Source organism: Butyrivibrio proteoclasticus (assembly GCF_900115735.1).
Taxonomy (GTDB): domain Bacteria; phylum Bacillota; class Clostridia; order Lachnospirales; family Lachnospiraceae; genus Butyrivibrio; species Butyrivibrio proteoclasticus_B.
Window position 1 is genome coordinate 168532 of the sequence record NZ_FOXO01000005.1, and the last position, 12360, is coordinate 180891.

Annotated in this window: 16 protein-coding genes and 2 pseudogenes; 3 read left to right on the top strand and 15 right to left on the bottom strand. The window is 39.7% G+C overall.

Annotated features, from left to right (window positions below; translation table 11 throughout):
* Positions 1-582: 582 nt before the first annotated feature.
* From BM146_RS04955 to BM146_RS04975, 6 genes and pseudogenes are all read right to left on the bottom strand, one after another.
* Positions 583-1131: a GNAT family N-acetyltransferase gene (locus BM146_RS04955; RefSeq protein WP_074885226.1), complete on the bottom strand. Its 549-nt coding sequence runs from the start codon at positions 1129-1131 to the stop codon at positions 583-585.
* A gap of 908 nt (positions 1132-2039) precedes the next feature.
* A pseudogene (locus BM146_RS20490) lies at positions 2040-2117 on the bottom strand (DUF523 domain-containing protein); the annotation flags it as partial.
* 27 nt (positions 2118-2144) lie between these two features.
* Positions 2145-2522, bottom strand: a complete 378-nt coding sequence (locus BM146_RS04960) for a zinc ribbon domain-containing protein (RefSeq protein WP_074885229.1) — start codon at positions 2520-2522, stop codon at positions 2145-2147.
* A gap of 89 nt (positions 2523-2611) precedes the next feature.
* Positions 2612-2914, bottom strand: a complete 303-nt coding sequence (locus BM146_RS04965) for a Dabb family protein (protein WP_074885292.1) — start codon at positions 2912-2914, stop codon at positions 2612-2614.
* 69 nt (positions 2915-2983) lie between these two features.
* A complete protein-coding gene (locus BM146_RS04970; protein ID WP_029231752.1) occupies positions 2984-3295 on the bottom strand; it encodes a hypothetical protein in 312 nt (103 codons plus the stop codon).
* Positions 3296-3798: 503 nt separating this feature from the next.
* Positions 3799-4140, bottom strand: coding sequence for an HAD family hydrolase (locus BM146_RS04975; protein WP_074885232.1), 342 nt, complete (start codon positions 4138-4140; stop codon positions 3799-3801).
* Between the two features lie 366 nt (positions 4141-4506).
* On the opposite strand from BM146_RS04975, the gene BM146_RS19365 reads away from it, so the two are divergent.
* On the top strand, positions 4507-4677 hold the full coding sequence (locus tag BM146_RS19365; RefSeq protein ID WP_177201594.1) for a hypothetical protein: 171 nt from the start codon (positions 4507-4509) through the stop codon (positions 4675-4677).
* A 632-nt stretch (positions 4678-5309) separates the two neighbouring features.
* Positions 5310-5759, top strand: coding sequence for a cysteine hydrolase family protein (locus tag BM146_RS04985; RefSeq protein WP_074885236.1), 450 nt, complete (start codon positions 5310-5312; stop codon positions 5757-5759).
* 135 nt (positions 5760-5894) lie between these two features.
* Here BM146_RS04985 and BM146_RS04990 read toward each other — a convergent pair whose 3' ends face one another.
* From BM146_RS04990 to BM146_RS05015, 6 genes are all read right to left on the bottom strand, one after another.
* Positions 5895-6470 carry an SGNH/GDSL hydrolase family protein gene (locus tag BM146_RS04990; protein WP_074885239.1) on the bottom strand — a complete coding sequence of 192 codons (576 nt, stop codon included), beginning with the start codon at positions 6468-6470 and terminating at the stop codon, positions 5895-5897.
* A 12-nt stretch (positions 6471-6482) separates the two neighbouring features.
* A complete protein-coding gene (locus tag BM146_RS04995; protein ID WP_074885242.1) occupies positions 6483-6665 on the bottom strand; it encodes a hypothetical protein in 183 nt (60 codons plus the stop codon).
* The gene (locus BM146_RS05000) at positions 6658-6843 is read right to left on the bottom strand and encodes a hypothetical protein (RefSeq protein ID WP_242949342.1); all 186 of its coding nucleotides are present in this window, start codon (positions 6841-6843) and stop codon (positions 6658-6660) included. Before BM146_RS05000 ends, BM146_RS04995 begins: the two co-directional genes overlap by 8 nt.
* 137 nt (positions 6844-6980) lie before the next feature.
* Positions 6981-7175, bottom strand: coding sequence for a PspC domain-containing protein (locus BM146_RS05005; protein WP_074885244.1), 195 nt, complete (start codon positions 7173-7175; stop codon positions 6981-6983).
* Positions 7176-7188: 13 nt separating this feature from the next.
* Positions 7189-7386, bottom strand: coding sequence for a YkvA family protein (locus tag BM146_RS05010; protein ID WP_074885247.1), 198 nt, complete (start codon positions 7384-7386; stop codon positions 7189-7191).
* A gap of 161 nt (positions 7387-7547) precedes the next feature.
* A complete protein-coding gene (locus tag BM146_RS05015; protein WP_143087423.1) occupies positions 7548-8660 on the bottom strand; it encodes a putative glycoside hydrolase in 1113 nt (370 codons plus the stop codon).
* A 195-nt stretch (positions 8661-8855) separates the two neighbouring features.
* On the opposite strand from BM146_RS05015, the gene BM146_RS05020 reads away from it, so the two are divergent.
* Positions 8856-9290, top strand: a complete 435-nt coding sequence (locus tag BM146_RS05020) for a cysteine hydrolase family protein (protein WP_242949343.1) — start codon at positions 8856-8858, stop codon at positions 9288-9290.
* A 216-nt stretch (positions 9291-9506) separates the two neighbouring features.
* On the opposite strand, the gene BM146_RS05025 is transcribed toward BM146_RS05020, so the two are convergent.
* From BM146_RS05025 to BM146_RS05035, 3 genes and pseudogenes are all read right to left on the bottom strand, one after another.
* The gene (locus tag BM146_RS05025) at positions 9507-9896 is read right to left on the bottom strand and encodes a hypothetical protein (RefSeq protein WP_074885256.1); all 390 of its coding nucleotides are present in this window, start codon (positions 9894-9896) and stop codon (positions 9507-9509) included.
* A gap of 32 nt (positions 9897-9928) precedes the next feature.
* Positions 9929-11305: a replication-associated recombination protein A gene (locus BM146_RS05030; protein ID WP_074885259.1), complete on the bottom strand. Its 1377-nt coding sequence runs from the start codon at positions 11303-11305 to the stop codon at positions 9929-9931.
* Between the two features lie 755 nt (positions 11306-12060).
* Positions 12061-12360: pseudogene (locus BM146_RS05035) on the bottom strand (metal-dependent phosphohydrolase); the annotation flags it as partial.

Genomic DNA, 12360 nt, shown 5'->3' on the forward strand with positions numbered 1-12360 from the left:
ATCATTTTGGTTAGAGATATCTTTTTATCATGTGATAGCATCGAGATTATTCTATCTACCATTCGGGTGTCAGATCAAGCCTGTCTTTCTGCCTCTATCGTACTATTCACATATATAGGCAGTTCTTTTAGCCTTAGATATTCTGCCTATATCACATATATCTCAAAAGAGGCAGAATTTCAATTCAAATTTCAACTGCCTATATCAATAGCACTCTAAATAAAGGCAGAGACCATCCCGAATAATCAACTGCCCACATCTACATTACTCGTGATATAGGCAGAACTACGACCGCAATTTTAACTGCCACTATTTGAAACATACTGGATAGTGGCAGTTTTACACCAACTATCTCTTTAAAATTAGTACTTTTTTATCCTCATAAAATAATGATTCTCGTCTTCACCTGCTCTATATGCCCCATTATTCATCATATGAAACGCCGTGATATGTATTAGTTAACCCATTCTCATCGGTAGGTAGCTCTGTTATGTATTCCCATTGTGATCTGGCATCGTCAACGTTTATTCTTCGAAGTTCCATTACTGCTCCTCACTTTCCCGGATAACTGCTTATCTTGAATTATTGCAGTTTCTTAACCATATGAATATCATCTGCATAAGTACCGTCCTGATACTTGTTTGCCTTAGGTATCCTTCCGCACTCCTTAAAGCCAAGGCTCTCATAGAGGTGATATGCCCTGTCATTACCACCAACTACCGTAAGTTCTGCCTGCTCATATCCCAGCTCTTTTATTGTAAAAAGAAGCTGCTCCAGCATGAGACGTCCCAGTCCAAATCCAGTGTACTTGTGATAAAGAGCAATTCCGATATCTACACGATGCCTGGCCCTGCGTCTGCTTCCTATAGGCTGAAAAGAACAGTTGCCAGCATATTCTCCATCAACAAAAGCAAGCATCAGCATGGAATCCTCAGATGCATTCTTGGCATTGATAAACTCTACCTCAGACTCAGCCGTGTACTTTACTTCATCAGGGTCGCAGAGAAGAAACCTTGTTTCTCCGCAAACAGTCTTCAGATAATCAACCAAAAGCTGCGCTTCCTCCGGCTTAGCGTTTCGAAGCAATATTTTCTTTTCCCCGAGCATATACTCTTTTTCTTCAAAAACCATTTTTCCACCTCTTCTTTCTATATGTGCCTCTGCTAAAAAAGAATGTCGCTTGCGACATTCTCGCGCCGAGCGCGGTTGCATTTATGCAACATCTTCCAATCGCGCGAGTGCGCTTCCTTAGCGGAGCGATTTTTTATATCATAGGAAGCAATTTCCTATGATATAAAAATGCCCCATCAAACGACTGTCTGATGAGGCTCATATACCATAATTAAAATACAGCTATGCTCTATTGTAACTATTCCTCATCATGCATATCAAAAACAGATCCCTGATTGTATTTCACGGATTCATTATTGACCATATTAGAATTGACGAGGATACTCTTAATCATAGCTGCTCTCTTTCTGAAAATTATTAGTTGTTAGTATAATTATCTGACAACTTGCTGTCAATATGTTTTTTCATTTGACCTCAGAATTTCTTGGATTTCGGATAAGATTGGCTTTTATGAACCGATTTATCCGTACTTTTTCTAGGTTTTTGGTGGTTTTGATTCTTGTTTTACGGATAAGATTGGCTTTAATGAACCAACTTATCCGTACTTTTTCTAAGTTTTTGGTGATTTTGATTCTTGTTTTACGGATAAGATTGTCCTTAATGGACCAACTTATCCGTACTCATCATGCAAAAGAGATCCTGCAGAGCCAAAAAATACGGATAAAATCATGCTTTAAGACTAATCTTATCCGTATCTCGCTAAAACTTCACTCCAACTAGAACCTCACCCCAGCTAGCACCTCACTCCAACTAGAACCGCACTCCTAAAACAGCCGTAAAACAACTCTTTTTCCGGGGGATGTACGGACAAGGCACCTTTAGCATTATCTTAATCAGTCCATGTCCTCCACATCAATTAGCTTAATCTATGTTTCACTAACCATCTGAGCAAACACTCCCATGCCTGGGATCTTCTCGCTACAGTTATTCCCACCATTGTATTTGCAGTTTTCCCCCAAAAAGCATGCGCTAGCAGCTATGACCATTACAGTTTTCCATCCTTCTTACGTCTATCAAAACCTCGTTCCACATTTCGGACAAAAATCAAAATCCTCAGTTGTCTCGTATCCGCACTGCCTGCATCTCTTATAGCCAGTAGTAAACCCTCTTCCACTGCTTACCTGAGTCAGATGGCTTGGCAAGATCTCTACCTCCTCGTCCCTGGCAATCATCTTACCAATCTCCGGATCAAGCTCATAAACAGTTCCGCAGCAGCTAGTCTGCACATAGTAATGTCTGTTCCACTTGAAAGTCGGTATAAAGAAAAGAGACAGCACTGTATATGTCATAAACACATTGAAACGTCCATATTTTCCGCAGATGGAACAGGTGATCAGCTGATTAAAGTTAAAATCTTTCCTGCCATCTGTGATTCCCATGATAAAAAACATTTTTCTCTTCACCCCTGTTTTATATATTTTGCAAGCTCAGAGTTTTGCTGTAAAAAGAACTGATCTCTGACTATCTGCTTTACCATGACTTAAACCTCATAATCCAGACAGCTTCTTATCTTGGTATAAGGCCTTACCTTGGAATCAGCCACTGCTACATGCTCAGGATGCACAGAATATCCCTTGAGTGCCTCTACACTCTCAAAAGTTGAATCAAGCATCAGGTCTGCGTTAGAGGACTCAAGGCCATTTATGTTAACCTTGATATCAACGATCCCGGGGACCTTGCCCTTTAATCCCTCAAGCCCTTCTTTGATTTCCTGCTTGATAGCCACCTTCTCCTCTGCAGAAAGCTCATCCTTAAGTGTCCATAAAATCACATGCTTAACCATTTTCGCTCCCTTTATCCTTTCCATCAATTCCTTATTCCGCTCAATCGTATCCATTACCAAATATCCCTCTTAACACCCTTTCCTTCCACTTTTATGGTCTTCTATAGAGCAAGCATCAGGTGTTCCATATTCAATTAAGCCCACAACCGCAGGATCAAGAGTTATACTGCCATCTTCGAGAACAAAGGCCGGTATGCCAACATCGCCAATTTCCTTGGAATGATCGAATGCCGGATTGGTATCGCGAAGTCTGGTAAAAGCTCCCATGTTCCTGATATTCTCACCGATGTTAATATACTCAAATTCATTCTCACGTCCAATTATCTGCTCATGGATGTAATCGCAGTAGGGACATGTAGGCATTCCGTAAATCTTAATCATTGTTTTCCCTCCAAATATCAAATCAATCAAGAAGTCTTAATATACTATCAACTAATTATCTTGATATATTCCAATTGAACTTTCTAGTAGCTTTTGTTCTGCTACCATTCATATTCTTGTAATATAGGCAGTGTGTTTAAGAGGCATAGCTCTGCCTATATCGCATTTTTCTTAAATAGAGGCAGTGCTTTTTAGACGTCCGGTTCTGCCTCTATTATACTTTTTATAAATATAGGCAGAGAATTTTAGCCCTATTTTTCTGCCTCTCTAGCGCTTTTTACAATATAGGCAGAACAATTACTGCAAAATCAACTGCCTCTATTCCCTATCCCTTTAATATAGGCAGAGCACCAACCCAAAAATCAACTGCTCCATTCACAAATTCCTTGATATAGGCAGATTTTTTCCATTACATTTATCACTTACGCCGGCTCTTCCTATAAGCATAGCCATAGCAACACAAAATATTTTTCATATTATTCGCCCCATCTTCACATAAAAAATCAATAGTTACATTCTTCCAAATACTTCACTTCCTTGCCGTGATTCTTGGCATACTCTATCTCAGATCTGGTACTATCTCCGATATATCCACCTACATTGATAACGTAAATCGAGTCAGCCATATCTATCTTACGTTTGTGCATATCATCAAGCATTTCCTTAGTCTTTGTGAGAGTTCCTTCATCCATGTTCTCCCAGACTTCCTGATCACCAGAATGTCCAAAAAGACCTACACTGATAACGATGTTGCCTTCCAATGTAAGTCTCTTCTGCGCTTCCATAAATTCATTCTTAAAACGTGTGCTACCACACAAAGTTATTACTGGATATTTACCAACCATAGTCTTTTCCTCACTTATCTACCATTATATAAAATCCCACTTGTATTTGCTTTATTTTTCTTTCATAACATTTTTAATTTCAATTAAAGTTCAAATCTTAATATAAAGACATCAAGAAGAACACAACTTCTTGATCCCCACAAAATAATACTTTTTCATAACACACCCCTTCGGAGAATATCCGAAGGGTCCTTCCGTCTCAGAAATATGGATTAGATTTCTTGACTCTTTTCTTTTCCAATGCTCATTAATCTCCTTTCGGAGGTTTTCAGCCCATATAAACGCATCGGCGAATGGATTTGGCTTGAAATGTAGGACTGTCCCCAATATAATTAGATACGTACATCAAGCGAAGGATTTACAGTAATGAACAGCTATACAGAATTATCAGTTGAGAAGATACTTAACGAAAAGTGCGTATCTATCGGGACTATCCCAAAGGAGATTGCAGATTTCATTGAGTCGAAGAAGCCGGAACTGCATATTGATTGTGATTCTGAATGGGTTATAATGAAAGTACCTAAAGATAGAAGCTGAGGACGGAACAGGCAGCCGTCGCGCCCTAGTGGTCTTAAAATGAGATGCTGGATTGCCACACAGCCTCTTCTATCTTAACGACAAAGAAGTTCCGACTCACTGTAAATAAACAGAGAGCCAAGGAGCTTTTTTGTTGCCTATTTTTCTTATTCCATGGGTTCTTCCGTCCATTCCTGCCAGGGACATTCCCCATATTTATAGGCAAGGTTGCCTTTGCTATCTGAGCAAGCTCCCTTACATCATTTCCCTGTACTTCCTCTATCTGTGTAGCAATAGTTTGGTAGATGATTGCTATAGAATTTTTCTTATACAGAAGCATTACTTCTGTTACTTCTCTTAGATATGATTCTGCTCCATTTGAAATCCCTTTTTATCATTATATGAAATCCCACTTGTATTTGCTTTATTTTTCTTTCATAACATTTTTAATTTCACTTAAAGTTCAAATCTTATTATAAAGATATCAAGAAGAACACAACTTCTTGACCCCCACAAAATAATACTTTTTCATAACACCCCCTTCGGACAATATCCGAAGGGTCCTCCCTAAAACAACGCCGCTACATTTCCTAATTCAGGAAATATAGCGGCTTAATATATTCTCATTAATCCCTTAGCGCTATAATTATCATATGAAAATATTACTAGTGATCGATGTTCAAGAAAAATATCTAAACTACTACGACGCTGATCTGCTGCCAAGGATCAACGCTAAGATTGCTGCGGCTAATTCAACCGGAACCCACGTCTTCTACATCCGCAACATAGGTATTCATGGAGATGATGGTAGTTATGCACTTGCAAAAGATCTTCTCATAGTCTCAGATTACATCTACGAAAAGAAATTTCCAAGCGCCTTTACAAATGATTCTTTTGTAAAAGAGCTAAAGATTCAGAACGTTACTGAGCTTGAGATAATAGGTGTGGATGGCAACAGCTGCATAAAGAAAACATGCCTGGATGCTGCCAATGCAGGCTACAAAGTAACTCTTAACCTGCAATGCACAGCCACCAGGAATGAAAAGATATTTGAAAAGACGCTTAATGAATTGAGAAATGCTGGTGTAATAATCACCGTTTAATATGTGGTTAATATAATAATACCATGAGTGAAAATAATTCCAACAACAAAAACAAACACAGCATCAGTACAGGAGCTGCTGCGCTCATATCTGTACTTGCTGTGCCTGTAACTCTTCTGGCCAGTTTATTAATTTCTAATAAGCGAAAGAAATAATTTTTTCTGCAAAATGCAAATGCGCTTCTTCAGTAAGGTGTACCCCGTCATAGCATAATGGCAGATCCCACTCACATGCATTTAGAAATGTCAGTCCCTTTTCACTTGCTATAGCTTCATATACCGTCCCAAACTTATGTGACTCATTGACAATGACAGAATCAGTCCAGTCGCCCAGGCTCATCTTTGGCGGTGCCACTAACACCATACGCTGAACATGCTCCGGAATGCAGTCACATAGTGTTAAAAGAAAATGTCGCAAACGAATTCCTACATTTTCACAGGATGCAGGGGACATGTTCAATAGGTCATTTGAGCCGATCATTATCAATATCATATCCGGGCTATACTCTTTGATACTTCTACCAATTGAAGCAATAGAACTATCCGAGTATGGAATCGAAAGGCCGTTATACCCCTGATTATTCACCTCATACTCATGCATCAGATCAATCACACCGGTCCATCTGATATTCTTAGGATATCTCCCAACACCACCAATTCTTGGGTCAAAGCCATATGTATTTGAATCTCCAAAGGCATATATTTTCTTCATATCCAAGTCTCCTTATGTATCAGCATCGCTTTTGATCTCTATGCCGTACAGAAAATCCGGTGTGATCATGACGACGTCTGCCCTGGCACTGCCGGTTCTTTTCTCCTCAAGGATCCTCACTTTTCCAAATGAGTCTTCCAGAAAATCAAACAATGGTTCCCTGATATCCTTGTCATAAAAAATGTCCTTACTCATCTATAGTCCTTGAAGCCCTTTTCTCAGCCACTCTATCTCTTATCACCACTACAACAGTTCCAACTTCGGCGACAGCCAATGCAATAAATCCATAAACCATCATGATCGCCGCACCAAAAATCGGAGTCTCAGGACCAGCACTGACAAAATAGTAGTAATAATACGTGTAGAGAATCATTCAGCTGCATCATAAGCTTCGTCTTCATCTTCATAGTCATCTTCGTAATCATAAAATGAGCTCCGGGACAGTGAAAGCCCCGGAGCCCCTATATCAACATCCTTCCCTGACGGATGTCTGCCCTACCAGTTATTGTATTAACCGATGTAATCTGGATGGTTTTCCATAAGGAGTGCTGCAATTAAGTATATTACTGCTCCAGAACCTCCTGAAATCGTAAGAACTGCCCATAGAATCCTTATCACGGTCGGATCCCATCCAAAATACTCAGCAATACCGCCGCACACACCAAATATCTTTCTGTCATTACTTCTGTATAATTTCTTTTCCATCACACATACCTCCTTAAAGCTCCCTTCCATCTGCATCAATTACTTCAATACGCTCATCATCACTTTTTTCAACCAGATTTTTTCTCCTGCTGGCTACGTATGAAAGAAATACCAGCACAATATCATCTACTGGTCCGGGAATGAGATCTACCGGTGAGATCACATATACTATGAGCATCGCAACAATGAACCCTTTCCAAAATCCGTTCATGTATATCCTCCTTTCGCAACCGCCGTATTTTTGATTTCTTTATAGACACATTGTATCCCACAAGGTTGTGCGAATATATCACATTTTTAGCGTATTTGAAGCTCCTATTCTTCGATTTTAGGAAAAATCAGATTCTTTCTATATATCAGATATTACATGTCTCATTCAGTAAACGCTTCCCATGGATACTTGCAGGACGGATTCCAGATGATCCATGAGTCAATACCATTATCATTAACAGCTTTTATCTGCTCCCTTACTTCTTCTGCCTCATACTGGCGGTACTTTTTCAGATAAGATGCGGTAAAGCCCTGAAGCCATGGCCTGACTGATGCCTGCACTCTCTTTCCGTTCGGATTAACGGTTTTTAGTGCTGTCTCTGAGTACTTCATGGCTGCATCTATCGTCTCATATGGGTAAAGATCAGGATAATCATTGCCCATTGTTCCTTCATAATAGTGCGATGGATATATCATCGGAGATAAATAGTCACATCCCATTGAAAGCCAGGAATACTCCTGCCCAACGATATTTCTGTCTACTTTTGAGTTTATGACAGTTCCAAATACATCCAGTGACAGAGGCATGCCCGATGACTTAAGTTTAGCGTGAGCAGTCCTTGCAAAGTCGTTAATGGCCTTTCTCCTACCATATCCGTTCATGCCAAGGTCTTCTTCGGTTATTCCGGTAGGGAATCTTACATAGTCAAACTGAACTTCATCAAACCCAGCGTCTTTGCAAGAAAGAGCAACCTCGATAAGGTAGTCGCAGACGTCGTCATTTCTTGGATCCATCCAATTAAAGCCTTTATTATCTTCATATATTTCGCCATCTGCAGTTCTTAACATCCACTCAGGTTCTACATCTTTTATATACGGATCCCTGAAGGCAACACATCTGGCAATAGTATAAACTCCGTGCTCATGAAGAGTATCAATGAGCCCTGGCATGTCTTTCACAAGTATATTTTTGGCTCCAAGCTTATCGATAAGATCTGATTTCATGTCAAAGACGATGTTTCCCTCATCATTTTTGACATCGATCACAACGGCATTGATATTACTGCCATCTATATGAGTGATCATCTCTTCCATCATGTTTTTTGTACCGGCAACATAAGCACTTACATATATTCCATGTATTTGGTCTGTCGATGGAAGGCTTGTCTCATCACCTTCAGCATATACGTTTTTAGACTGTCCCAAAGCCATTGTCAGCACCAGGAATAACGATATTATTTTTTTACTCAGTATTTTAAAGCATTTCTTTTTCATAGCTACCTTGACCAATTAATGTGACTCTTAATATCATACACCAAACCCCACATTTATTCTCTAACCATAAAAAAGCCGGTAGCTTTTGGGAGGATGAGCTGCCAGTTATCTGACAGCTCGTTATGAAAAAGAAGTTTTACTATTATTAATTCTACAAACGCTTAGCGCTATAATTAACATATGAAAATACTACTAGTGATCGATATTCAAGAAAAATATCTAAACTACTACGACGCTGATCTGCTGCCAAGGATCAACGCAAGGATTACTGCGGCTAAATCAACCGGAACCCAAGTTTTCTACGTCCGCAACATAGGTATTAATGGAGATGATGATAGCTATGCACTTGCAAAAGATCTCCTCATAGTCTCAGATAATATCTATGAAAAGAAATTTCCAAGCGCCTTTACAAATGATTCTTTTGTAAAAGAGCTAAAGATTCAGAACGTTACTGAACTTGAGATAATAGGTGTAGATGGCAACAGCTGCATAAAAAAATCATGCCTGGATGCTGCCAATGCAGGCTACAAAGTAACTCTTAACCTGCAATGCACAGCCGCCAGGAATGAAAAGATATTTGAAAAGACGCTTAATGAATTGAGAAATGCTGGTGTAATAATCACCGTTTAATATGGCTACTGGTAATTCCACTCTTCATTCCGAGTAAAGATGCAGAATAACAGTAGTATTTCATTTATCAAAAGGTTGTCGCAAGATATATGTGTGGTCGTCAAAATAACAAATAAGGGAACATATTCCTACCATGTTATATTCAATCAATCAAATTTCTATTAACAAAACATTAAAAATATGTCTTTTCCCACCGTAATAGTGGTAATTTCAGGTTTATTGGTAAGGCAGCTCTTCATCATAATCTTCATCATCCTCTTCAATGAGGCCATCTTTTCTAGCCTGCTCCCAGGTTATCCCATATGGGACACCGCCAGATGTGTATCCGGCAATATAATAAAAATACTCATCCTGATCCGGCTTGATATATTCCTTTGGCATTCTTCCTTCTTGACGTTTACGCTTCTTAGCTGCAAGCTGGTCTTCATATGATTTTTGCTTTTCTGAGCTAAGTACATGCAGCATACAGAGTTCACGCATGGCACAGTCTTTATCTACATTGAACTTTTTCCTATAGGCTTTTACTACATGTGAATTCTCTGTAAAGCCTTGCTCCGGGAACCATTTTTTAGCCTCACGAAGTCTTTCCTGCCTTGCTTTTGACATGTCAATATTCCTTACTTAAAATAATTTCTTCTTCATTCCCACGGTCTCTCAGGATTGCCTTCTTTGGAAGGATCCTTATATTCATACCTCTGTGGATCTTTTCCAATATTTCTGAAATATTCCTTTATATCTTTTTCATGACCGATATCGTTAGGCTCATAAAATGTCATGTCTTTTATTGCATCCGGGAGATACTGCTGCTCTACCCAATGATTGGGATAATTGTGAGCATATTTATATCCTACACCTCTTCCAAGTTTGGCAGCTCCTTTATATGAGGAATCCTGCAGATAAGGAGGGATTGGAAGGTTTCCGGTTTCTCTTACTGTCTGCAATACCTTCTCTATCCCGAGATAAGCTGCATTGGACTTAGGCGCAGAGGCTATATAGGTTGCTGCCTGGGCAAGAATGATCCTTCCTTCAGGCATTCCGACACGCTCAACTGCAATTGCAGCTGAAGCCGCAACACATATTGCCATGGGATCCGCGTTTCCAACCTCCTCAGATGCTGCAACAAGCATTCTCCTGGCTATATACTTCACATCTTCACCTGCAGCAAGCATACGCCCAAGATAGTAAAGTGCTGCATCAGGATCCGACCCACACATGGATTCTATGAATGCTGCTATGGTGTCATAGTGATTATCACCGGTCTTATCATAGCGGATTGCTTTCTTCTGGATGCATTCCTCTGCTACCGCAAGATCTACATGGATCTTTGCATCTTCTGAAGGCTTTGTGGTGAGTACTGCCAACTCTATTGCATTAAGCGCCGCTCTGGCATCACCATCTGCTATGTCTGCAAGGAAATCTGCCGCTTCATCTGTTATCTCTGCGTTGTACTGCTTTACACCTCTGTCTGACTCAAAAGCTCTTTTTATGAGAGTCAGAATGTTTTCTTTAGAGAGAGGCTTTAGTTCAAATATCCTTGACCTTGATATAAGCGCTCCATTCACTTCAAAGTAAGGATTCTCAGTAGTAGCACCTATCAGTATAAGTGTGCCGTCTTCGACGTATGGAAGCAGGTAATCCTGCTGTGCCTTATTAAATCTGTGTATCTCGTCGATGAAAAGAATTGTCTTTCTTCCATATCCGCCAAGGTTGTTCTTGGCAGTCTCAACTACGGATTCCATATCTTTTTTACCGGCTATTGTAGCGTTGACCTGATGGAAATCTGCCGAGGTAGTATTGGCAATCACTTTTGCAAGTGTTGTCTTTCCTACCCCGGGAGGTCCATAAAGGATTATTGAGCTTAGTCTGTCTGCCTTTATAGCACGATATAGCAGCTTGTCTTCGCCGATTATATCTTCCTGCCCCACAACTTCATCAAGTGTCTGTGGACGCATTCTTGCAGCTAAAGGCGCTTCTTTTTCTTTTCTATTGCCTGCCATATATTCAAAGAGATCCATATCAGCACATGCTCCTTTGTTCAATTTCACTCTTTAAATTATATCATGCCTCGCACGTTCCATGAGCTATATCATATTTTTCTCCAACTGTCCATCACATACTCAATGTGCAAAGAGTTAAGCTTTAGGAGCTTGCACTTAACGAAACTAGCAGAGTACTGACTGCTGGCAAAATAAAAGACGTATAAACCACCGGTCTATACGCCCTCATGACTATTAGTTATCTTTTGAATATATATCTTACGACTATTTTTTATATTTAAAAATATCCATATCCGCTATTTGTGCAATTCCCTTCCATTACGCCAACTGAATCGACATTATCTACCCACCTCTCTTCAACTAGACCACCTTTATCTTATATACCTATCCTAAATCCCGAAGTGTACAATAATTACCACCAAATACATCCAGTATTTATCAGCGTTTCAGAGATTTATTTTTCCTCTTATCTCCCAACATTAGTATTTATGCACATTTCAAGTCGTGCATTTTTCATACAAAAAGAGCTGACACTAGCTTTTTTGACTAGTAACAGCTCTTTATATTTCTTTCATAATCCATTTAGGCTGGATTAAGGTAACGATACTATCATGGTCTTATCAGGAAGAGAAAACCTGATACCCCACATACAAAATACTTTTTCATAAAACATTAGGTTGCCTCTTGGAATAGCAGGCAACCTTCCTCCCTAAAATCCAGCTAGAGCTTATGCTCCGGCTTTTATTGATTTATAGATAACGCTTTCGTCCATCTTACTTAGTCATTCCAAATTCCTTCATTAAACTGTCAAACCTTGCCTGCTCCTTTTCCTTGATTGGCTTGGAAAGGTCGTTCACACAATGATGGATTACATCCGCATCCTTGAGTACTTCATCCATAGGACTGTCTACAGTCAGCTTATCATCATGGTGATATATTGCTGAGCAGATAATGTCTGTCTCCTCAGGTGTTGTCAGTTCAAGCTTTGTAAGGATCTTTCTGGCATAATCGGCACCAAGATGAGCATGGTCGTCATAAGAGCCGGTCTTATAAGCATGCATGTCATGAAGCAT

Bases quoted from the DNA above. Each gene is read 5' to 3' on its own strand.
- BM146_RS05025 (WP_074885256.1), bottom strand. From the start codon at position 9,896: ATGTCAAAAGCAAGGCAGGAAAGACTTCGTGAGGCTAAAAAATGGTTC.
- BM146_RS05005 (WP_074885244.1), bottom strand. From the start codon at position 7,175: ATGGAAAAGAAATTATACAGAAGTAATGACAGAAAGATATTTGGTGTG.
- BM146_RS05000 (WP_242949342.1), bottom strand. From the start codon at position 6,843: ATGATTCTCTACACGTATTATTACTACTATTTTGTCAGTGCTGGTCCT.
- BM146_RS04975 (WP_074885232.1), bottom strand. From the start codon at position 4,140: ATGGTTGGTAAATATCCAGTAATAACTTTGTGTGGTAGCACACGTTTT.
- BM146_RS19365 (WP_177201594.1), top strand. From the start codon at position 4,507: ATGAACAGCTATACAGAATTATCAGTTGAGAAGATACTTAACGAAAAG.
- BM146_RS04965 (WP_074885292.1), bottom strand. From the start codon at position 2,914: ATGGTTAAGCATGTGATTTTATGGACACTTAAGGATGAGCTTTCTGCA.
- BM146_RS04990 (WP_074885239.1), bottom strand. From the start codon at position 6,470: ATGAAGAAAATATATGCCTTTGGAGATTCAAATACATATGGCTTTGAC.
- BM146_RS04995 (WP_074885242.1), bottom strand. From the start codon at position 6,665: ATGAGTAAGGACATTTTTTATGACAAGGATATCAGGGAACCATTGTTT.
- BM146_RS04955 (WP_074885226.1), bottom strand. From the start codon at position 1,131: ATGGTTTTTGAAGAAAAAGAGTATATGCTCGGGGAAAAGAAAATATTG.
- BM146_RS04985 (WP_074885236.1), top strand. From the start codon at position 5,310: ATGAAAATATTACTAGTGATCGATGTTCAAGAAAAATATCTAAACTAC.
- BM146_RS04970 (WP_029231752.1), bottom strand. From the start codon at position 3,295: ATGATTAAGATTTACGGAATGCCTACATGTCCCTACTGCGATTACATC.
- BM146_RS05010 (WP_074885247.1), bottom strand. From the start codon at position 7,386: ATGAACGGATTTTGGAAAGGGTTCATTGTTGCGATGCTCATAGTATAT.
- BM146_RS05015 (WP_143087423.1), bottom strand. From the start codon at position 8,660: ATGAAAAAGAAATGCTTTAAAATACTGAGTAAAAAAATAATATCGTTA.
- BM146_RS05030 (WP_074885259.1), bottom strand. From the start codon at position 11,305: ATGGATCTCTTTGAATATATGGCAGGCAATAGAAAAGAAAAAGAAGCG.
- BM146_RS04960 (WP_074885229.1), bottom strand. From the start codon at position 2,522: ATGTTTTTTATCATGGGAATCACAGATGGCAGGAAAGATTTTAACTTT.